The organism is Devosia sp. BK (assembly GCF_032907385.1).
Taxonomy (GTDB): domain Bacteria; phylum Pseudomonadota; class Alphaproteobacteria; order Rhizobiales; family Devosiaceae; genus Devosia.
The window spans coordinates 1,263,781-1,283,565 of record NZ_JAIMBX010000001.1; the positions used below are offsets into that span (position 1 = coordinate 1,263,781).

General features: G+C 61.1%; 21 protein-coding genes and 1 pseudogene. 12 read left to right on the forward strand and 10 right to left on the reverse strand.

Translation table 11 applies throughout. The annotated features are described in order from the left end of the window. Positions 1-16: 16 nt before the first annotated feature. The 3 genes from DevBK_RS06145 to DevBK_RS06155 form a co-directional block, all read right to left on the reverse strand. Positions 17-2,488, reverse strand: a complete 2,472-nt coding sequence (locus DevBK_RS06145; protein ID WP_082461257.1) for a penicillin-binding protein 1A — start codon at positions 2,486-2,488, stop codon at positions 17-19. Between the two features lie 98 nt (positions 2,489-2,586). Further along, positions 2,587-3,858 carry an N-acetylmuramoyl-L-alanine amidase gene (locus tag DevBK_RS06150; protein ID WP_317184820.1) on the reverse strand — a complete coding sequence of 424 codons (1,272 nt, stop codon included), beginning with the start codon at positions 3,856-3,858 and terminating at the stop codon, positions 2,587-2,589. A gap of 140 nt (positions 3,859-3,998) precedes the next feature. Further along, a complete protein-coding gene (locus DevBK_RS06155; RefSeq protein ID WP_317184821.1) occupies positions 3,999-4,460 on the reverse strand; it encodes a hypothetical protein in 462 nt (153 codons plus the stop codon). Between DevBK_RS06155 and DevBK_RS06160 the strand changes: the two genes are divergently transcribed. The 3 genes from DevBK_RS06160 to DevBK_RS06170 all read left to right on the forward strand — a co-directional run bounded on the left by DevBK_RS06160 (position 4,429) and on the right by DevBK_RS06170 (position 8,309). After that, positions 4,429-7,134 (forward strand): ribonuclease E/G, encoded by a 2,706-nt coding sequence (locus DevBK_RS06160; protein ID WP_317184822.1) that lies wholly within the window; start codon positions 4,429-4,431, stop codon positions 7,132-7,134. The two genes, DevBK_RS06155 and DevBK_RS06160, sit on opposite strands and share 32 nt — an antisense overlap. Before the next feature lie 40 nt (positions 7,135-7,174). After that, positions 7,175-7,867: a YafY family protein gene (locus DevBK_RS06165; RefSeq protein ID WP_317184823.1), complete on the forward strand. Its 693-nt coding sequence runs from the start codon at positions 7,175-7,177 to the stop codon at positions 7,865-7,867. Positions 7,868-7,937: 70 nt separating this feature from the next. Beyond that, positions 7,938-8,309 (forward strand): VOC family protein, encoded by a 372-nt coding sequence (locus DevBK_RS06170; protein WP_317184824.1) that lies wholly within the window; start codon positions 7,938-7,940, stop codon positions 8,307-8,309. Here the strand turns inward: DevBK_RS06170 and DevBK_RS06175 are convergent. Beyond that, positions 8,306-8,768 (reverse strand): annotated as a pseudogene (locus DevBK_RS06175) (GNAT family N-acetyltransferase). The gene DevBK_RS06170 and the pseudogene DevBK_RS06175 sit on opposite strands and share 4 nt — an antisense overlap. 41 nt (positions 8,769-8,809) lie before the next feature. Continuing rightward, positions 8,810-9,964, reverse strand: coding sequence for a pyridoxal phosphate-dependent aminotransferase (locus DevBK_RS06180; protein WP_317184825.1), 1,155 nt, complete (start codon positions 9,962-9,964; stop codon positions 8,810-8,812). 154 nt (positions 9,965-10,118) lie between these two features. Here DevBK_RS06180 and DevBK_RS06185 point away from each other — a divergent pair, with 154 nt between their 5' ends. The 7 genes from DevBK_RS06185 to DevBK_RS06215 all read left to right on the forward strand — a co-directional run bounded on the left by DevBK_RS06185 (position 10,119) and on the right by DevBK_RS06215 (position 15,253). Further along, a complete protein-coding gene (locus DevBK_RS06185) occupies positions 10,119-10,982 on the forward strand; it encodes a DsbA family protein (protein ID WP_317184826.1) in 864 nt (287 codons plus the stop codon). Between the two features lie 124 nt (positions 10,983-11,106). Further along, positions 11,107-11,544, forward strand: coding sequence for a type II 3-dehydroquinate dehydratase (aroQ, locus tag DevBK_RS06190; protein ID WP_317184827.1), 438 nt, complete (start codon positions 11,107-11,109; stop codon positions 11,542-11,544). Positions 11,545-11,576: 32 nt separating this feature from the next. Beyond that, positions 11,577-12,077, forward strand: coding sequence for an acetyl-CoA carboxylase biotin carboxyl carrier protein (gene accB, locus DevBK_RS06195; protein ID WP_317184828.1), 501 nt, complete (start codon positions 11,577-11,579; stop codon positions 12,075-12,077). A 12-nt stretch (positions 12,078-12,089) separates the two neighbouring features. Continuing rightward, positions 12,090-13,436 (forward strand): acetyl-CoA carboxylase biotin carboxylase subunit, encoded by a 1,347-nt coding sequence (accC, locus tag DevBK_RS06200; protein ID WP_317184829.1) that lies wholly within the window; start codon positions 12,090-12,092, stop codon positions 13,434-13,436. A gap of 6 nt (positions 13,437-13,442) precedes the next feature. Beyond that, positions 13,443-13,874: a hypothetical protein gene (locus tag DevBK_RS06205; protein ID WP_061906778.1), complete on the forward strand. Its 432-nt coding sequence runs from the start codon at positions 13,443-13,445 to the stop codon at positions 13,872-13,874. After that, positions 13,858-14,493 (forward strand): leucyl/phenylalanyl-tRNA--protein transferase, encoded by a 636-nt coding sequence (aat, locus tag DevBK_RS06210; RefSeq protein ID WP_317184830.1) that lies wholly within the window; start codon positions 13,858-13,860, stop codon positions 14,491-14,493. Before DevBK_RS06205 ends, aat begins: the two co-directional genes overlap by 17 nt. Next, positions 14,480-15,253 carry an APH(3') family aminoglycoside O-phosphotransferase gene (locus tag DevBK_RS06215; RefSeq protein ID WP_317184831.1) on the forward strand — a complete coding sequence of 258 codons (774 nt, stop codon included), beginning with the start codon at positions 14,480-14,482 and terminating at the stop codon, positions 15,251-15,253. The genes aat and DevBK_RS06215 overlap by 14 nt, the downstream gene beginning before the upstream one ends. 3 nt (positions 15,254-15,256) lie before the next feature. Here the strand turns inward: DevBK_RS06215 and DevBK_RS06220 are convergent, their stop codons facing one another. From DevBK_RS06220 to DevBK_RS06235, 4 genes are all read right to left on the reverse strand, one after another. Next, positions 15,257-15,754, reverse strand: a complete 498-nt coding sequence (locus DevBK_RS06220; RefSeq protein WP_062631278.1) for a GyrI-like domain-containing protein — start codon at positions 15,752-15,754, stop codon at positions 15,257-15,259. Positions 15,755-15,776: 22 nt separating this feature from the next. Next, entirely contained in the window at positions 15,777-16,562 is a 786-nt protein-coding gene (locus tag DevBK_RS06225; protein WP_317184832.1) for an SDR family NAD(P)-dependent oxidoreductase, read from the reverse strand. Between the two features lie 74 nt (positions 16,563-16,636). Beyond that, positions 16,637-17,053 carry a DUF2155 domain-containing protein gene (locus tag DevBK_RS06230; RefSeq protein ID WP_061906782.1) on the reverse strand — a complete coding sequence of 139 codons (417 nt, stop codon included), beginning with the start codon at positions 17,051-17,053 and terminating at the stop codon, positions 16,637-16,639. 7 nt (positions 17,054-17,060) lie between these two features. After that, complete coding sequence (locus DevBK_RS06235) at positions 17,061-17,459, reverse strand: NADH:ubiquinone oxidoreductase subunit NDUFA12 (protein WP_061906783.1); 399 nt, start codon at positions 17,457-17,459, stop codon at positions 17,061-17,063. A 180-nt stretch (positions 17,460-17,639) separates the two neighbouring features. On the opposite strand from DevBK_RS06235, the gene DevBK_RS06240 reads away from it, so the two are divergent. Beyond that, positions 17,640-18,128 carry a hypothetical protein gene (locus DevBK_RS06240; RefSeq protein WP_317184833.1) on the forward strand — a complete coding sequence of 163 codons (489 nt, stop codon included), beginning with the start codon at positions 17,640-17,642 and terminating at the stop codon, positions 18,126-18,128. 60 nt (positions 18,129-18,188) lie between these two features. Here the strand turns inward: DevBK_RS06240 and DevBK_RS06245 are convergent, their stop codons facing one another. Then, positions 18,189-19,097, reverse strand: a complete 909-nt coding sequence (locus tag DevBK_RS06245; RefSeq protein ID WP_317184834.1) for an SMP-30/gluconolactonase/LRE family protein — start codon at positions 19,095-19,097, stop codon at positions 18,189-18,191. Between the two features lie 189 nt (positions 19,098-19,286). Here DevBK_RS06245 and DevBK_RS06250 point away from each other — a divergent pair, with 189 nt between their 5' ends. Then, on the forward strand, positions 19,287-19,778 hold the full coding sequence (locus DevBK_RS06250; protein WP_062631273.1) for a CAP domain-containing protein: 492 nt from the start codon (positions 19,287-19,289) through the stop codon (positions 19,776-19,778). Positions 19,779-19,785: the final 7 nt, after the last annotated feature.

Consider the following 19,785-nt stretch of genomic DNA (forward strand, 5'->3'; position numbering starts at 1 on the left):
TGAGGTCGAGGCGTGGTCAGTATCCCGGCGCGCTTAGGCTCGGATCGAGATATTGGCCATTGCCGCTCGGCTGGGTGGTGTAGCCGCCGCCATATTGCTGCTGCATCTGCATTTGGCGGGCGGCGGCATCATAGCCCTGCACATCGACGCCGATAACAGAGGTCATCAGATTGGGGCCAGTGCCGGGCTTGAAGGCTTCTTCGATGGCAGATTGGCCCTCGTAAGCTTGTACGCCGGTGCTCGGATTGATCCATGCCGTGGTCATGCCAGCCGGGACGTTGAATGGCGTGGGCGGCTTACCCTGCATGGCCTTGGCCATGAAATTGGTGAAGATCGGCACGGCCATGCCGCCACCGGTCGAGGAATTGCCCATCGAGCGTGGCTGGTCGTAGCCGATATAGATGCCGACGGCGAGTTCGGGGGTGAAGCCGACGAACCAGGCGTCCTTGTAGTCGTTGGTCGTGCCAGTCTTGCCGGCGACGGGACGATTGAGGGCGCGGGCGGCGGTGCCGGTGCCGCGCTGGACGACGCCTTCCATCATCGAGGTGATCTGGTAGGCCGTCATCGGATCTAGGACCTGATCGCGATTGTCGAGGATGCGCGGCTCGCCCTGATTGTGCCAATCGGTGGCGGTGCAGCCCTCGCAGACGCGTTCGTCGTGGCGGTAGACGGTGTGCCCGTAGCGATCCTGGATGCGGTCGATGAGCGTCGGGACGATCTTGCGGCCGCCATTGGCGATGGTCGCATAGGCCGAAGTCATGCGCATATTGGTGGTTTCGCCGGCGCCGAGCGACATGGCAAGCACGGGCTGCATATCGTCATAGATGCCGAACATGCGGGCGTAATCGGCAATCAGCGGCATGCCGATGTCGCGCGCGAGGCGCACGGTCATGACGTTTCGGCTGCGCTCGATACCGCGGCGGAGGGTCTGGGGACCGTAAAATTCCTGGGCATAGTTTTCGGGGCGCCAGATGGAGCCGTCGCCATTGCGGATTTCGACGGGCGCGTCGAGGATAACAGAGGCGGGCGTATAGCCATTGTCGAGCGCGGCGGCGTAGACGATGGGCTTGAACGACGAGCCGGGCTGACGGAGCGCCTGGGTGGCGCGGTTGAACTGGGATTCGGCAAAGGAAAAGCCGCCGACCATGGCAAGGACGCGACCGGTGCGCGGGTCCATGGCAACGAGCGAGCCTTCAACTTCGGGGACCTGCTCGAGTGTATAGGCGCCCTCTTTGCCCGCGACTTGCGAGACATAGATGACGTCGCCGACCTTGAGGATGTCCTGCACGGGTTTGGAGACCCAGCGGATATCGGGGCCGGCCAATGTACCTTCGACACGAGCCGGAGTGACTGCGCCGTCGACATCGTTTTCGGGGCGGAGGCCGATGCGGGCCTGATTGCCGCCGACTTCGAGGACGACGGCGAGCTGCCATTCGGGCACGTCGCTGAGCGGCTTCACCTTAGCGACATCGAGGCCCCAATCTTCGCCGAGCTCGATGCTGGCGACAGGACCACGGAAACCGCGGGTGTGGTCATATTGGATCAGCCCATCCATCAAAGCCCGGCGGGCATATTCCTGGAGGCGCGGTTCGAGCGTGGTGCGGACAGAGAGGCCGCCGCCATAGAGCTGGTCTTCGCCATAAAGCTTAGCGAGTTCGCGGCGCACGTCTTCGGTGAAATATTCAGCGGCGTAGACTTGGCTGCCAGCGGCGCGGGGAATGACATTAAGGGGTTCAGCCTTGGCAGCTTCGGCTTCTTCGGGCGTCGCATAGCCATTTTCGACCATACGATCGATGACCCAGTTGCGGCGCTCGATGGCGGCCTGCGGGCGGCGGAACGGATGGTAATTGTTCGGGCCCTTGGGGAGCGCGGCGATATAGGCGGCTTCGCTGAGATTGAGCTGATAGAGCGCCTTGTCGAAATAGTTGAGCGCGGCGGCGGCAACGCCATAGGAATTGAGGCCGAGGAAGATTTCGTTGAGGTAGAGCTCGAGGATCTTGTCCTTGGAGAAGGTCGACTCGATGCGAATGGCGAGGATGGCTTCCTGGATCTTTCGATCCCAGGTCTGCTCGGAGGTGAGCAGGAAGTTCTTGGCCACCTGCTGGGTGATGCTCGAACCGCCGCCCTGAATGGAGTTGTTGCCTTCGGCGCGCGCAAGGATGTTGTCTCGGATGGCGCGGACGATGCCGTCGATGGCGATACCGTTGTGGGAATAGAAGTCCTTGTCTTCGGCCGAGAGGAAGGCGTGGACGAGCAGCGGCGGGACAGTCTCGATCGGCTGGAACAGACGGCGTTCGCGGGCATATTCGGCAAGCAGGGTGCCATCGGCGGCGTGAACGCGCGTCGTGACCGGCGGCTGATAATCCTTGAGGACGGTATAATCAGGAAGCTGCGCGGAGACGGTGGCGAGATAGACCGCGGCTGCGGCAACGCCGCCGAGCGCCAGGAACATGCCGAAGCCGAAGAGCCAGCCGAGTAGTCTAAACATGCATCAAATACCTCACGACGCGAATACGGGGCGCCCTGCCCCGATTCACATCGGCAAAAAACAATAGCAGAAGCTGTAGCGCCGAAGAATCCCGTCGCTCATTGCTCCGGCCCGACGCTGTCAAAATAAGTTGAGATGCCGCGGGCAATCGCCTCGGCCGTGCGGTCCTGCCAATCGGACTGGGTCAAATTGGTGATGTCATCGAGATTGGAGAGAAAACCGAGTTCGATAAGGACCGAGGGAACGTCGGGTGCCTGGAGAACGAAGAAATCGGCCTGACGCACCGGAAAGCGGCGGAGGGCGACGCTGGGCTCGAGCTGATGCACGATGGCCTGAGCGGCCACATAAGACTGGACGCGCATTTCGCGCCGCATGAGGTCAAGGAGAATATCGACGACCTCGGGGGCCATTTGCGGCATGGCGAAGCCGGCGATGACGTCGGACTTGTTCTCGTTGTCGGCCAGAACCTTATCGAGCACGTCGGTCGCGTTCTCGTCGCGCGTATAGACGCTGGCGCCGCGGATTTCGGGCTGCTGGAAACTGTCGGCATGGATGGAGATAAAGATATCGGCCTTATTGGTGCGCGCAAGTTCGACGCGTTCTTCGAGGCGGAGATAGGTATCGTCCTCGCGCGTCAGGGCGACATCGAAGCGACCGGAGGCGATCAGCAATTGCTGGAGCTTTTTGGAAAAGGCGAGAACGATATCCTTTTCCTTGATGCCATTGGCGGCTTCCGCGCCGCTATCGATGCCGCCGTGGCCGGGGTCGATGACGACGAGGGGCTTTGTCGCTACGGGGAGTTCGGAGCCACCGGCGGGGGTCGATTGCGCTGCGGTCTCGACGGCAGCCGAGGCGGCGCGGTCTTTTTCGACATTGGCGGCGAAGGTTGCGTCATCGGCGGGGATGATATCGACGACGAGGCGCGCGGGCTGGTCTTCGAAGGGATCAAGAACATAGGCCTGCTGCACCTGGGCGGGGCCAGCGAGAAAGAGCGTGGTGCGGACGCGGTCGGGGGCGGCCTGTTCGACCGCATAGGAGGAGATGATCGTCGTATCGGTGGGCTCACCGGTTGGCTCTGGGACGGAGAAGGTCCCGGCGCGCACGTCGATCGCGAGGCGGTTGGGCTCGGTGAGGGATACGAAGGAGAATTCGGTCTTGGCGGCAAGATCGATGACAAGGCGCGCGCGGTCTTCGCCCACGGTGATGCGGGCATCGATGACATTGGGGAGGCCGATGGGGGCGGCAGCATCCTGGGCGAGAGCCGGCAAAGCGGCGCCGAGGACAGCAAGAAAGCCGAAAAGCAGCGAACGAATGACGCTTAAAATCAAAACCAGACTGAGCCTCACACGTAGCGATAAGCCGTGTCTCATGCGCTTCGGGCGATTCTACGGCAAGTTCGGCTTATGCGATGATTTGGCAGTAGAGGCAAAGAACTGGTGCTCGCAAAAGTCCCGATAATCCTCACTTTTAGAGTTTCCTGTTGCTAATCTGGCGCAAGCCCCCTACACGCTTAGATGAAGGCGCAGGTATTTCGCGAGCGCCAGCGACCGACCCTTGGAGGTCTTGTCGCGCCGCTGCGGAACCCGTCCGGCTCTTTGTGCCACACAAGCACATGACCGGTTTGAAAGCGGCGATTTTCAGCGCCTTCGATGACGAATTTCGATTCCTTCGGGATCGGACGGTGGCGGACCGTTTTCAGGTTCACTGCCCAATAGGAAGAGGTCATATGGCCCGCAGGCGGACAAAGCGCGACGCGATCGAAAAAGACGATTGCCGTTTTGCTTCGCCCTTTCTCCCGGCCATGACCGAATTTGCCGGTGCGCAGAACGTGAGAGGTTCGCGCCCGATTGTTTTCAACACATTCGCCCCGCAACGCGCCGAGCCTGGTTATCTGGTTCGCCGGCTGCCTGCTTTTGGCGCGCGGGTGCGCGGAGTTTTTTATGGCAACCAAGAGAATGCTGGTGGATGCCATCCACCCGGAAGAAACACGGATTGTCGTCACAGCCGGTAATCGGCTGGAAGAGTTCGACTTTGAATCGGCGACCCGCCGCCAATTGCGGGGCAATATCTACCTCGCCAAGGTGACGCGCGTCGAACCGTCCCTGCAGGCGGCCTTTGTCGAATATGGCGGCAATCGCCACGGGTTCCTCGCCTTCAGCGAAATCCACCCGGACTATTATCAGATCCCGGTCGCCGATCGCGAAGCGCTGCTCGCTGAAGAAGAGCACGACGACGAAAGCCACGAGGAAGCTGAAGAGGCCGCGCCCGTTGCAGAAGCTGCACCGGAAGCCGAAGCTGAGGCCGAGCACCACGACGGCGAAGAAGAAAGCCATATCGAACAGGCACCGGCCAATAGCGAGCCAGTGGAATCGATTGGTGGCGCAGATGCGCTCGAAGAAGTGCCGGAGCGTCGTCAGCGCAGCCAGCAGCGCCGCCACCAGTATAAAATCCAGGAAGTGATCAAGCGCCGCCAGGTGATGCTGGTGCAGGTGGTCAAGGAAGAGCGCGGCAATAAGGGCGCAGCTCTGACGACCTACCTTTCGCTCGCCGGTCGCTATTCCGTTTTGATGCCGAACACTGCGCGCGGTGGTGGCATCTCGCGCAAGATCACCAATGCGGCCGATCGCAAGCGCCTCAAGGAAATCACCTCGGACCTGGAAGTGCCACAGGGCATGGGCGTCATCCTGCGCACCGCAGGCGCGACGCGCACCAAGGCCGAAGTGAAGCGGGATTTCGAATATCTGATGCGCCTCTGGGAAAGCGTGCGCACGCTGACGCTGCAGAGCCAGGCGCCTTGCCTCGTTTACGAGGAAGGCTCGCTGATCAAGCGGACCATTCGCGATCTCTATAACAAGGACATCGACGAAGTGTTCGTGGCTGGCGATGACGCCTTCCGCGAAGCCAAAGACTTCATGCGCATGATCATGCCGAGCCACGCCAAGAATGTCGTGCTCTACAAGGATGATCAGCCGCTGTTCTCGAAATATGGCATCGAAGCGCAGCTCGATTCGATGTTCTCGCCGACGGTCACCCTGCCCTCGGGCGGCTACATCGTCATCAACCCGACCGAAGCGCTGGTCTCGATCGACGTCAATTCGGGCCGCTCCACCAAGGAGCACAATATCGAGGACACCGCGCTCCAGACCAATCTGGAAGCGGCGGACGAAGTGGCGCGCCAGTTGCGCCTGCGTGACCTTGCCGGCCTGATCGTCATCGACTTCATCGACATGATGGAGAACCGCTCGAACCGTGCGGTCGAGCGCAAGCTCAAGGACGCATTGAAGGACGACCGCGCGCGCATTCAGGTGGGCCGGATTTCGCACTTCGGCCTGATGGAAATGAGCCGTCAGCGCATCCGGTTCGGCGTCGTCGAAAGCTCGACGCACAAGTGCCCGATCTGCGACGGTACCGGTCTGGTGCGCTCGACGGAAAGCCTGGCGCTGATGATCATGCGTCACATCGAGGACCACGTACTGCGCAAGCAGGGCCAGTCGATCAATGTGCGTGTGCCGACCGACGTGGCGCTCTATATCCTCAACTTCAAGCGCGACACGCTGACGGCGCTCGAAGCCCGCAATTCGCTGTCGATCACCATCACGGCCGACAGCAAGCTGACCGGCCACCAGTTCTCGATCGAAAAGGGCGAAACTCGCGTTTCCTCTTATGTCGATCAACGCGTTGCAAGCCATGTGCGTGTCGATAGCGCTGTCATCGACGAGGCGGACGACGACGTCGAGGTCGAGGAAGAAGAGACCGAGGACGAAGAAGAAGCCGTCGAAGCCCGCCAGGACAATGGCGAGGGTGAAGGCAACGGCCGTCGCCGCCGTCGTCGCCGCCGTCGTGGTGGCAATGGCGAGCGTGGCGAAGAACGCCCGCCGCAGCAGGCCCGCGAAGTCGAAGCCGTTGAAGCCGATGCCGAAACTTCGGAAGAAGACGCCGGCGAAGGCGAAGGTGGCGATGACGCCAATGCACTCGACGCTGATGGAGAACCGCGTCGTCGCCGTCGCCGCGGCCGCCGTGGTGGCCGTCGCAACCGTCGCGATGGCGAAGGCACGACCGATGGCGCCGATAGCGGGGAAGTTCTGGCTTCCGTGCTGACGAGCGAAGCCGAGCAGGCCGAAATCGCCGAAACGGTGCTGGCGCAGGACATACCGGCAGAAGCCAGTGCAGAAGAGGCTATCGCTGCAGTGGAAGCCGTGGCTCCAGCCGCGGAAGAGGCACCGGCCGAAAAGCCGAAGCGCAAACCGCGCACCCGCAAGGCCAAGGCGACGGATGCCGAAGCACCGGTAGAAGTGGTTGCAGAAGTACCCGCCTCTGTTGCCGAGGAAGCCGCGGAAAAGCCGAAGCGCAAGCCGCGGACCCGCAAGAAGGCTGAGCCGGTGGCAGAAGAAGCGGTTGCCGCTGAGGCGCCTGCTGCAGTCGAGGCGCCAGCCGCTGGTGTGGCTGAGGCCGAAGCACCGGTGACCGAGACGGTTGCTGAAGCCACTGAAACCCGGCCGAAGCGCCAGAAGAAGGAACTGCCGCCCGAAGGCGTCGTGGTTTCATCGAGCGCCAATACGCCGGAAGCGGCGGAGGCCGCAAGTGAAGGCGAGCCGGACAAGAAGAAAAAAGTCGGCTGGTGGCAGCGCCGGCTGGGTCTCGGCTAGAATTTGAGGAGGGCGGCTTTCGGGCCGCCCTTTTTCCATCATGTCGCGATCCGAACGCCTGCTCGATCTCCTGCAATTGCTGCGCAACAAGCGCGTGCCCGTGACCGGCCCAGACCTCGCGCGCGAACTCGGTATTTCCATTCGCACGCTGTACCGGGATATCGCGACGCTGCAGGCGCAGGGCGCTGACATTCAGGGCGAGCCGGGGCTGGGCTATGTTCTGCGGCCGGGTTTTACGCTACCGCCGCTGATGTTTTCGGCCGATGAGATCGAGGCGATCGTGCTTGGCTCGCGCTGGGTGGCGAGGCGATCGGCGGATGAGCGGCTGAGTCGATCAGCCGAACAGGCGCTGAGCAAGATTTTGGCCGTATTGCCAAGTGAACTGCGCGAGAGCGCCGAGGCGACAAATCTTCTGGTCGCCCAGACGGCAAAGACGGCCGAGGATCAGATCGATGCCGGCGTGATCCGGCTCGCCATTCGCAACGAGCGGAAGCTTGTGATCGGCTATCGCGGGGCGGATGGCGCTGTATCGGAGCGGACGATCTGGCCGTTCATGATCGGCTTTTTCGAGGCGGTGCGGGTAGTCGTTGGCTGGTGCGAATTGCGCGAGGACTTTCGTAGTTTCCGCATCGACCGGATCACGGCGCTGACGCCAACTGAAGTGCGTTATCCCAGACGGCGCGCCGTGATGCTGAAGGCGTGGCGGGAACGCGAGGGGATTCCGCCACGGTGAGCGAGCGAGGCACTGCCGGAAACTGACAGTCCCCAGCGCTAGAGTGAGCTCATCGAAAAGGAGCTTACCGATGCGTATTCTTAATTACATTCTTCTGGCCGTCGCCGATATCGCTGGCAGCCGCGCCTTTTATACACCTCTCCTCGGGATCGAGCCGGTCGAGGCATCCTCGACTTTTCTGCTTTATGTGCTTCCTAACGGGATCAAGCTCGGGCTTTGGATCGCGAGCGAAATCGAGCCGGCGCCGCGTGCGGCGGGCGGGGTCGAAGTGACATTCAGCGAAGAGAATGACGCTGCAGTCGATACGACATTTGCCGATTGGTCCGGCAAGGCCTCGGTCTTGCAGCGGCCGACGCGGATGGATTTTGGCTATACGTTCGTCGTAGCCGATCCTGACGGGCATCGGTTGCGTGTGTTTACGCCAGCGGCGCGGCCACGCTAAACGTCGGTTTTGGTATAGCGGAAGACTAGATCGATTGGGTCCTGCCGCTGGGCAGCGGGGTCCTCGATCCCGCCAAGACGTCGGGCAACTTTGGCGGAGGCGAGATTATTCTGGTCGACATAACTGACCAGCGTGCCGAGACCCAAGATTTCAAAAAGCCCAATCGCGCATCGCCATGGCGGCCTCTGTGGCATAGCCGTGGCCTTCAAAGCCATCATAGAGAAACCAGCCCAATTCCTTTTCCGGGAACAGCGGGCCGTGATTGATGCCGACCTGGCCGATGCAGAGGCCGTCGAACTTGAGGTCGATCATGAGGCAGCCATGGCCATAGATGGTCCAGAGTGCGATATCCTGGCAGAACATGTGCCAGGCAGCGACCTCATCGTGCGGTCCGCCCATGTAAGTTGCGCGCGGGGAGGACATCAGTTCGCAATAGGGCCGAAGGTCATCCTGCCGCATCGGCCGGAGGATCAAACGCTCAGTTTGCAAGGTCGGGATGGTCACGCGCCGGCCTTCAAGAATTTGTCCAAGCGCTCTAGGGCAAGTTCGATGGTTTGGCTGGTGCCGGCGTAGCTGAAGCGGATGTAGCCTTGGCCGCTGGTGCGGTCGAAGTCGACGCCGGGAGTGGAGGCGATGCCGGCTTGTTCGAGAAGTGATTCACAAAAGGCCAGTGAGTCGTTGGAAAACTTCGATATTCCCGCATAGGCATAGAAGGCGCCATCAGCGGCGGCGGGGAGGTCGAAGCCGAGGTCTTGAAGGCCCTTGGTGAGGATGCGGCGGTTTTCGGCGTAGATGGCCTTTTGCTCTTCGGAATAGTCGCGTTCGCCGAGCGCGGCAGTGGCGGCGATCTGGCTGAGTGTTGGCGCGGAGATGAAGAGGTTTTGCTGCAAAACTTCGGCGCGGCGGACGAGGCTTTCTGGGAGCACCATCCAGCCGATGCGCCAGCCGGTCATGCAATAGTATTTCGAGAAGCTGTTGATGACGATGGCATCGCGCGTCAGTTCGAGCGCCGAGATCGAGGGGCCGCGATAATCGAGGCCGTGGTAGATTTCGTCGGAGATGAAGGTGATGCCCAGCCGCTTGCAGGTGTCGATGATGTCCGCGAGACCGGCGCGATCGACGGCGGAGCCTGTGGGATTGGCCGGACTGGCAAAGAGTAGGCCGTCGAAGGGCATCTTATTGTAGGCGGCTTCGATCTGGGCGCCGGTGAGGTGCCAGTTATTGGCAGCTGATACCGGGATTTCGGCGACCTGGAAGCCGAGGCCGATGATTGTGTTGATATAGGCGGGATAGCCTGGACGCGTGATGGCGATGCGGGCGCCGGGGCGGAAGGCGGTGTGAAAGGCGAGGATGAAGCCTGCCGACGAACCCATTGTCGCCAGAATCAAATCCGGGCTGACGGCGACGTTGTGCTGGCGCTCATAATAGTGTGCGAGTTCTTCGCGTAACGCGGGCAAGCCCTTGGCGCTGGTATAACCCTGCGGATTGGGGAGCGCGCGGGCGACGGCTTCGAGGACTTTTGGCGCGGGGGGTTGGCCGGGCTCGCCCAGTTCAAGATGGCAGATCGTTCGGCCCTGCCCTTCCAGCACCTTGGCGCGGTTGAGGATGTCCATGGCGAGAAATGGCATCAGGCCGTCGGTGCTGTGGGCGGTCATCGGCAGTGTCCTTGTTTGACACGGGACTAGCGACAAGCGTGGTGCAACTCAACAACAATTGAAACCGCGCTTCAGACGGCAGCAATTGTTCCGTGCCAGTGTGGCGCGTGGTCTGCTAGAAGGCCGCAAGTGAATTCAAAGCGTTGGGGATCAGATGAACCGTCTGTCTATCGTCTTGGCGGCTGTGGCCGGCATTCTTGCAGGTGCGCTGGGCTATTCGCAGCTCAACCGTCCGGCGCCGGCCACAGATACCGTCGCGGTTCGCGCCATCGTTGAAAAGGTTCTCGACGAGCGTCAGGCGGCAGCACCAGAGGTGACGGCGCCCGCGCAGGAAACGGCGGCGATCGATCCGGCCGTGCTGAACCCGATGATCGAGAGCTATTTGATGAGCGACCCCAAGCTGTTGCAGCGGCTTTCGGTGGCGCTGGACGACACGCTCAAGGCCGAGGGCGAAACCAAGGCGCGCACGGCGATCGCTGAGATGCATGATGCGATCTTCAATGGCGCCGGTCAGGTCGTCCTGGGCAATCCCAATGGCGACGTGACGCTGGTTGAATTCTTCGACTACAATTGCGGCTATTGCCGTGCTGCCCTGCCCGATCTCGCGACGCTGCTGGCGGAAGATTCTGGCCTAAAGGTCATTCTCAAGGAATTCCCGATCCTCTCCAACGAGTCGATCGATGCGGCGCGGATCGGCGTGCTCGTCGGCGAGTCGGATGTCGATTATTGGACGTTCCACGAGGCGCTGTTTTCGAGCCGGGGCAAGGTGGACAAGTCAGTGGCCCTCGCGGCAGCGGCTGACCTGGGCCTGAGCCCGGTCAATCTTGAACTGCAGATGGGCGAGGATCGGGTGGCCAAGACCATCCAGACGTCTTACCAGATCGCGCAATCGCTCGGGATTACGGGGACGCCGACCTATATCATCGGCAATGAGATCATTCCTGGCGCGATCGGGGTGGATGATCTGCGCACCCGCATCGCCAATATGCGCGCTTGCGGCGAGACGGCTTGTAGTTAGCCCTTATATCGCCCGACTCTTTGGATAGTTGGCCTCAACGCACCGGGAAGGCTCGCCTTTTCGGTGCATTTCGTGTAACCGGCCTTGCACCACCGGAAACAGCCGGTGCACAACGCTAGAGATCATGGCAAAGCACGTTCTCGTCCTCAACGGCCCGAACCTCAACATGCTCGGCAAGCGCGAACCGGCAATTTACGGCGCGCAGACCCTGGCAGATGTCGAGGCCCTTTGCCGGGCCGCCGGAAACGATTTCGACCTTGCCATCGACTTCCGCCAATCCAATCACGAAGGCGAACTGCTCACCTGGATCCAGGAAGCGCTCGGCACGGCCGATGGCATCCTGATCAATCCCGGCGCCTATTCGCATACTTCGGTGGCAATCTACGATGCCCTCAAGGCCGTGGCGCTGCCGGTTGCGGAAGTTCACATCAGCAATATTCATCAGCGCGAGGCCTTCCGACACCATTCTTATGTGTCGGCAGTCGCCTTTGGCGTCATTTGCGGCTTTGGCACGCTAGGGTATAGATTGGCCCTGGAAGCCATGGCTCAGAAACTGAAATAACGCTTCGCCGCGAAGCCGGGAGACCGACAAGAATGACCAAGTCATCGCAGGTGGATCAGGACCTGATCCGCGCCATCGCCGAACTTCTCAACAAGGAAAACCTTGCCGAGATCGAAATCGAGCACGAAGAGGGTTTCAGGGTCCGCGTGACACGCTCTTACCCGGTCGAAGCTCCGGCCTATGCGCCTGCCCCGCAATATTTCGCGCCGCCGGCTGCGCCTGCTCCCGCCGCCCAGGCCGCTGCCGGCGCTTCGGCTGTTCCGGCCGCCGCAGCGACCAAGGAAGACCTGACGTCCAACCCGGGCACGCTGACGTCGCCCATGGTTGGCACTGCCTACCGTTCGCCAGAGCCGGGCAAGCCGATGTTCGTCGATGTCGGCACCAAGGTATCTGAAGGCCAGACGGTTCTCATCATCGAAGCGATGAAGACCATGAACCAGATTCCGGCGCATCGCTCGGGCACTGTCATCCGCATTCTCGTGGACGATGCCCAGCCGGTTGAATATGGCGAGCCGCTCGTCGTCATCGAGTAAGGAGGCCTTTCGATGTTTCAGAAAGTCCTGATCGCCAATCGCGGCGAAATCGCCCTGCGCATCCTGCGTGCCTGCAAGGAACTGGGCATCCAGACCGTTGCGGTGCACTCGACGGCAGACGCCAATGCCATGCATGTGCGCCTCGCCGACGAGAGCGTCTGCATTGGCCCGAACGCAGCCAAGGACAGCTATCTCAATATCCCGTCGATCCTCGCCGCATGCGAGATCACGGGCGCGGATGCCGTCCATCCCGGCTATGGTTTTCTTTCGGAAAACGCCCGCTTCGCCAAGATTCTCGGCGAGCACAATGTGACCTTCATCGGTCCATCGGCGCACCATATCGAAATCATGGGCGACAAGATCACGGCGAAGAAAACCGCTGTGGAGCTTGGCATTCCCGTGGTTCCCGGTTCGGCTGGTGCAGTTGAAACCGAAGCCGACGCGCTCTCCACGGCCAAGGAAATCGGCTATCCCGTCTTGATCAAGGCAACTGCCGGTGGCGGTGGTCGCGGCATGAAGGTGGCGCAGACCGAGGCGGATGTGCTTGTCGCCTGGTCGACCGCGCGTTCGGAAGCCAAGGCGGCTTTCGGCAACGATTCCGTTTATATGGAAAAATATCTCGGCAAGCCGCGCCATATCGAAGTACAGGTGCTTGGCGACGGCCAGGGCAACGCCGTGCATCTTGGTGTGCGCGACTGCTCGCTGCAGCGTCGTCACCAGAAAGTCTGGGAAGAAGCCGGCGGCCCGACGATCGCTGCGGCAGAGCGCGACCAGATCGGCGAAGTCTGTGCGGCTGCCATGCGGAAGCTCAAATATTCTGGCGCCGGCACGATCGAGTTCCTCTACGAAAACGGCGAGTTCTATTTTATCGAAATGAACACGCGCCTGCAGGTGGAGCATCCCGTAACGGAGCGCATCACCGGCATCGACATCGTCTATGAGCAGATCCGTGTCGCATCGGGCGAAGCGCTGTCGATGACGCAGGATCAGGTGAGCTTTTATGGCCATGCCATCGAAGTGCGCATCAATGCGGAAGATCCGCAGACCTTTGCGCCATCACCGGGCACGATCACCTTCTATCACCCAGCGGGTGGCGTCGGTGTACGCGTCGATTCGGCTGTCTATCAGGGCTACAAGATCCCGCCCTATTACGACTCGCTGATCGGCAAACTGATCGTTTATGGCCGGACGCGCGAGGAATGCCTCAAGCGGCTGAGCCGGGCGATCGACGAATTCGTGGTGGATGGGGTCAAGACCACCCTGCCCCTCTTCCAGAGGCTGATCAAGCAACCGGACATCATCGCCGGCAACTATGACATCCACTGGCTCGAGAAATTCCTGGCCGAAAACAAGGTCTGACGACACATGGGGCCCGCACCCGCCATCGAGGCGCTTGCGGGCCTCACTTTCAATCGCGTGGCTTTTGCCGCCGATATGGCCATGTTCGATTTCGGGCCGCTGCACTCCAAAATCATCGGTTATGGGCCGCGCAAGGGTGCGACAATCTTTGTCGGCTCGCATGCGCTGCATGTACAATGTTGCTGGCAAGTCGAGCAGGCCGGGCAAGTGATTGCTGACTTCGAAGGCGCCTTGGTACCGGGCGCTCTGGCGCCGGTCGAGGGGATGGTTGTCGATAGTGTCGTCATGACCCATGGCGTCATCGAGATCGAGATAGGTGCTTTCAAGCTCACGGTTTGGCCTCGCGCGGATCATTCCGGCGAGCAGTGGCGGCTATTGGGCGCGAAGCCAGAAGACGACCACTTGGTGTGGGGAGGCGAATTTGGCGCGCAAGGTTGACCCATTCGATATCGAGGTGACGCCGGAGCTGATCGTCCGCGCCTACAGCGCCGGCATATTTCCGATGTCGGAAGATGCGGCCGACGAGGATGTCTTCTGGGTTAGTCCGGAATGGCGCGGGATCATGCCGCTCGATGGCTTTCATGCCTCCAAGAGCCTGCGGAAGGCCATGCGGCAATCGAGGTGGGATATTCGCGTCGATACCGACTGGGAAGGCATTATCGAGGGCTGCGCGACGGAGGGGGAGGATCGCTCGACAACCTGGATCAACGGGACAATCCGCGCGGTTTATGGCGAACTGTTTCGGCGCGGAGTGGCGCATACGGTCGAGGTCTGGGACGGCGAGGAACTGGTCGGCGGCCTTTATGGGCTCGCGATCGGCGCGGCATTCTTTGGCGAATCAATGTTCCACCGCCGGACCGATGCGAGCAAGATGGCGATGACGCATCTTGTCGAGCGGCTGAACGCGGGCGGCTTCGAACTGCTCGATACGCAGTTCATCACGCCGCATTTGGCCTCGCTGGGGGGAATCGAGATTTCGCGGGCGGAGTATGAGGACCGGCTAGCGCTGGCGCTCTCATCCGAAGGCAACTGGGGAGCGCTTGATGGATCCGCGTGAGAGGCTGCCGCTGCAATTTAACTCGCTGGCTGGGCGAGACTGGCAAACGGTGACGATCGGCAAATCCGGCGCGTCGGTGTGGCGAATTCCGATGGGCGAGACGGCGCTTTTCCTCAAGGCGGAGCCGGCGCATGAACTCAGCGAACTCAGCCAGGAACTGCTGCGGCTCGACTATCTGGCTGAGATGGGTTTTCCGGCGCCGCGCATCGTCGACGAGGTAACGGCGGACGCCTTCAACTGGCTCTTAATGACCGAGGTAAAAGGCAGGGATTTAACGCACCTGGTGGATCAACCTCAGGTTTTGATTCAAGTGCTTGCAGACGGATTGAAGCGGCTGCATGCGCTTGATCCAGCGCAATGCCTCTTCGAACATTCGATCGATCAGCGGCTCCGTGATGGCGAGGCCAACATGCTGGCGGGGCGGGTGGACGAGACTGATTTCGATGATCGGCATGAAAGTTGGACGGCGCGGCAGGTCTATGACTGGCTGCAGGCGAACCGGCCAGCGGAGACCGACCGGGTCGTGACGCATGGTGATGCGTCCTTGCCGAATTTCCTCGCCCATGAAGGACGGTTCAGCGGCATCGTCGATTGTGCGCGGCTCGGGGTGGCGGATCGTTGGCAGGATCTGGCGCTGGCCTGCTGGAGCCTCGAATTCAATGGCGGCATGGATATGGTCCATGCCTTTCTCGACGCCTATGGGGTGCAATTCGACGCCGAGCGCTACAGGTTTTACTGCGCGCTCGACGAGCTTTTTTGAGGATCAGTCCTTCAGTTTGAAGGACAGGTTGGTCACCCATTCTTCCATGTCAGGCACTTCTTCCGGGTCGCTCTCGTAGATTTCGAGCCGGCAGGCGAAGTGGTCACCGTCGGGACGTTCTTCCATATCGAAATCCTGCTGGGTGAGGCGCGCCCAGCCGATGAGCATGCCGGTGACCGTTTCGAGCTTGTCCGGATGGCCGACCCAGCTCAGACCGAGGAAATTGCCGCCGGGCAGTGTGCCGTTGCGCACATTGCCCTCGTCAGGGCCAGCCGATTCGACGGCAATGCCCGCTTCCACATCGAGCGTCGACGCCATATCGATGCGGCGATAATTGTAGAAAGCAGGGCTGACCGGGGTCAGGCCATGCTTACCGATATAGTTGAAGAGCTGCGGAAAGCCTTCTTGGGCCGGTTTCTGCATCTGGCTCATGGTTACGGTGAACGGCACATAGATATAGGCCTGCGGCTTGCGCACTTCATTTTTGGGCAGGGTCAGCATAGTTCGTCCTCCTCTGGTGTGATCAATCGACCTGGCCGCCGCCCGTGGCATTGGCCATCGTGGCGATCATGCTGGAAGCCAGATCGCTGGCGAGCAGCACGGCTGCATCGGCGACTTGGGCAAGGGACGCCATTCGGCGCAGCGGCGTGTCTTTCGCAAATTCGGCGTGGATTTCGTCGAAGGTCATGCCGCGCTCATTGGCGTGGATGGTCCAGGCTTCGCGAATGCCGGGCGTATCGGGCGAGCCGGGCGACCGCACCCAACAACAGCGCACGCCCTTGGGACCATTCTCGACGGCAAGATGGCGGAGATAATGTTCGACCGCGGCGCAGGCTATGCCAAAGCCGCCCATCTGGTTATAAGCCTCGCGTCCTGCATTGGCGGTGATCCCGAGAATGACGCCACCGCCATTTTCGCTCATGTGACGCGCCACGACGGCGCCGATATTGAGCCAGGATTTTAGGCCACGCTCGACCGGCATGATGAAGCGGTCAAAATCGATGTCGGTCAGATTGGTGCCTTGAGCGTCGCCCCAATCGATGGCGCTGAAGACGATATTGATCGGGCCGCTGATGGCCTCGGCATTTTTGAGTTGGGCCTCTACCGAAGAACGATCGAAGGCATCGGCCGTGTCGATATAGACTTGGCCGCCGCTGGCGCGCAGTGCTTCGGCTGCTGTTTCAAGCCGATCTCGATTGCGGGCGACCAGATGGACTGTGGCGCCCTCGCGCACAAATGCCTTGGCGACGGCTCCACCCACCGCGCCGCTGCCGCCATAGACAATGGCGGTCTTTCCCCTGAGCAGCATCGTTTCCCTCCGCAGCATGCTTCAGCACGACGACGAATGGCATCGCCGTGCTTAAACACGCTAGCGAAATAAAATTATCGCTGGTCGGGCGGCGGGACGTTGGTGCCGGTTTTGCACTCGATGAGCCAGACGTCGTAGACGGGATGGTCCACGGCATTGAGCGCGGGGCTATCGGCAAACATCCAGCCGGTAAAGATGCGTTTGGCCGTGCCGTCGAGCGAGCGCTGGTCGACCTCGAGGAAAGCGGAGGTGCGCTGCAGCGTGTCATTGGCCGGGCGGTCATAGCAGGCGCGCGGAGTGATTTCGAGCGCACCGAAAAGCACCGTTTCGCCGATATAGACGTCGAAGCGCGTAATGCGGCCAGTGATTTTATCGAGACCGGCCAAGGTCGCGACTGGATTGGCCAGCGGCTGGGCGACAACCGGTGTAACACCAATTGCCGCGGCAAGAGCCACGGCAATCAGACTACGAAAAAGATGGGACAGGCGCATGGGCGCCTTATTCGGGCGACCAGGCTTGATAATCGCCAGTGACGCGCGGTCGTTCGCCCTTGTTAAGCAAGCTACCATCTGGGCGGTAGGCTTCGGCCGTGCCGGTGAGATTGGCCTGATGTGGCTTTTCCCATTCACGCGGCTTGTAGTCGGCGCTTGCGGGCACGACGTCGGTGCGGTGATGCATCCAGCCGTGCCAGCCGGGCGGGATGGCGGAGGCATCGGCATAACCGGCATAGGTGACGTAGCGGCGGTTTGCCTTCTTGTCCTGATAATAGCGGTTGCCGAATTCGTCGGTGCCGACGAAATTGCCAAAGCGCTTGATCCAGAGTCGGGTTCCCCACGTCTGGCCGCTCCACCAGGCGAAGATTTCAGTGAGGAACTTCTTGGTATCAGACTTGGCCACGAGACGATTCCGCTCAACAGGAACGATTTGTCGAGCGGTTTATCATGCTCGCACCGGAGAGCCTAGACCCAAGCGACGCAAATTGCCGGCATCTCTGGTGATCACGAATTGCAGGGCCCGTCGAACCGGGTGCGCTCGGTGGCGTTAGCATCGCATCGAACCTTTCACGGGAGACGAGCAATGGCACCGAACCACAATAGCGGCATTCTGAGCCCGAACGACACCAATTACGATATTCCCGACCAGACCAATATCGCGCAGCCCTATAGCCAGAGCGAAATCGAAGACCTGCTTTATGGCGGCGATCTGTCGGTCGAGGACCGATTGGCCCGCCTGCGCGATCTGCGTGACGACGCGACGATCCGGGAAAGCGGCGATTGGGGCGATCAGGACCCGGCGGCGATGCTCGATGAAATCGATCGCGCCATCGAGGAATTGAGCGCCGACAATGAAACCGCTGAAGACAATGCCAGCATGGACAATGTGCTGCTCGATGATCCCGCCGATCACTCCCACGTGCTTTCGCCGGACGATGTTGACGCTTTGACCGAACTGTCTGGAGAATCGGAAGAGGATCTGGAAGCTGCAGCTCTCGACGACGACGAAGAGGATGAAATCCTTGACGACGATGCTGACGAGAGCGAGGCGCCGGTGAACGGCTTGCACTAAGAATTCTTATCCGGGACAGGATGAGCGGGGAGTGGTGGCAACACCGCTCCCCGAGCTTTTTCAGTGGGGTTGAATGCCGCTGATGCCGAGATAGATGGCGTAGAGCGACGTCGTGGCGGTGATGAAGAGGCGATTGCCCCTTGGTCCACCAAAGGTGAGATTGGCGACGCCCTCTGGAATATTGAGGCGCCCGAGTAGAGTTCCATCGGGTGCATAGCAATGGACGGCAGGACCACCGCTGGTCCAGACATTGCCCTGGGTATCCACGCGCATGCCGTCGGGGACGCCGAATTCGAGATTGCAGAATTCGCGTCCGTTGCTGAGCGTGCCGTTTGTGACATCGAAGGCGCGGATATGGCGCGGGGCGCCGGGCTTATGGCTCGAACCAGAATCGGCGACGTAGAGGCGCTTTTCGTCGGGGGAAAAGGCGAGGCCGTTGGGCTGCAGGAAGTCGGTCGCGACTGCGGTCAGCTCGCCGGTTGATGGGTCCAGGCGGTATACATTGTGGGTTGCCTGTTCGGGTTCGGCGCGAAACCCTTCGTAATCGGTGAGAATGCCGTAGGTCGGGTCGGTGAACCAGACGCTGCCATCGGAATGGACGACGACATCGTTGGGAGAATTGAGGCGCTTGCCCTCGAAGCGATCGGCAAGGACGGTGATGGTGCCATCGTATTCGGTGCAGGTGACGCGGCGGAGGCCATGCTCGCAGGAGACAAGGCGGCCCTGGCGGTCACGAGTATTGCCGTTGGAATAATTGGAATCTGCGCGGTACACCCCGACAGTGCCATCAGGCAGGTAGCGCATCATTCGCCGATTGGGGATGTCGCTCCAGATGAGATAGTCGCCATCCCTGAACCAAACGGGGCCTTCGGCCCAACGGCAGCCGGAATAGAGGCGCTCGAGCTGGGCGCTGCCGATGATGAGATCGCTGAAGCGCGGATCGATAATGTCATGAACTGGTGCGGACACCTATTTCCTCCTCCTTCGGCGGAGGAAGGGCATTGCCCCGACCCTGCCGCAAACTTGCCCCATGAGGGCAAGGCGACCTTAGTGGGGAGGCTCAATTGCGGCAATCCCGGCAGCCTTCGGTTAACCTCGCATCAGGCTTGCCGTGAGACTTTGGCCGCAAACGGCGCCCTAGCCTTTCAAAGGATACTCATGAAGATCACCCCTATCCGCCTCCTCGCCCTTGGATCCGCCGTTGCCGCGACGATGGCCATTGCCGGTTGTTCGATGATGGGCATGGGCGGCGGCGCCAGCTCGCCTGCTGGCCTCTCGGCAGGCCTGACGGCCAGCATGGACCAGCCCGGCGCGCGGCTCGACAAGGCCCAGGCTATCGCCTTGATCAATTCCTATCGCGCGACTGTTGGAGCCCCGGCGCTCGTGGCCGATGCCAGCCTCGATGGCACCGCCCAGGCGCTTGCCAATCAATATGCTCAGACCAATACGGCTCCGGCCACGCCGCAGGGCATGTCGGTGATGAAGCTCAGCGCCGGCTATTCGACCTTTGCCAATACGTTCTCGGGCTGGCGCAATAGCCCCGCCGATGCCGCTGGTCTTGCAGCGCGCGGTAGCAAGGCGGGCATTGGCGTCGCCTACAGCGCCGCCTCAAGTTATGGCGTGCATTGGGTTCTGCTGATTGCGAACTGAAGACGCC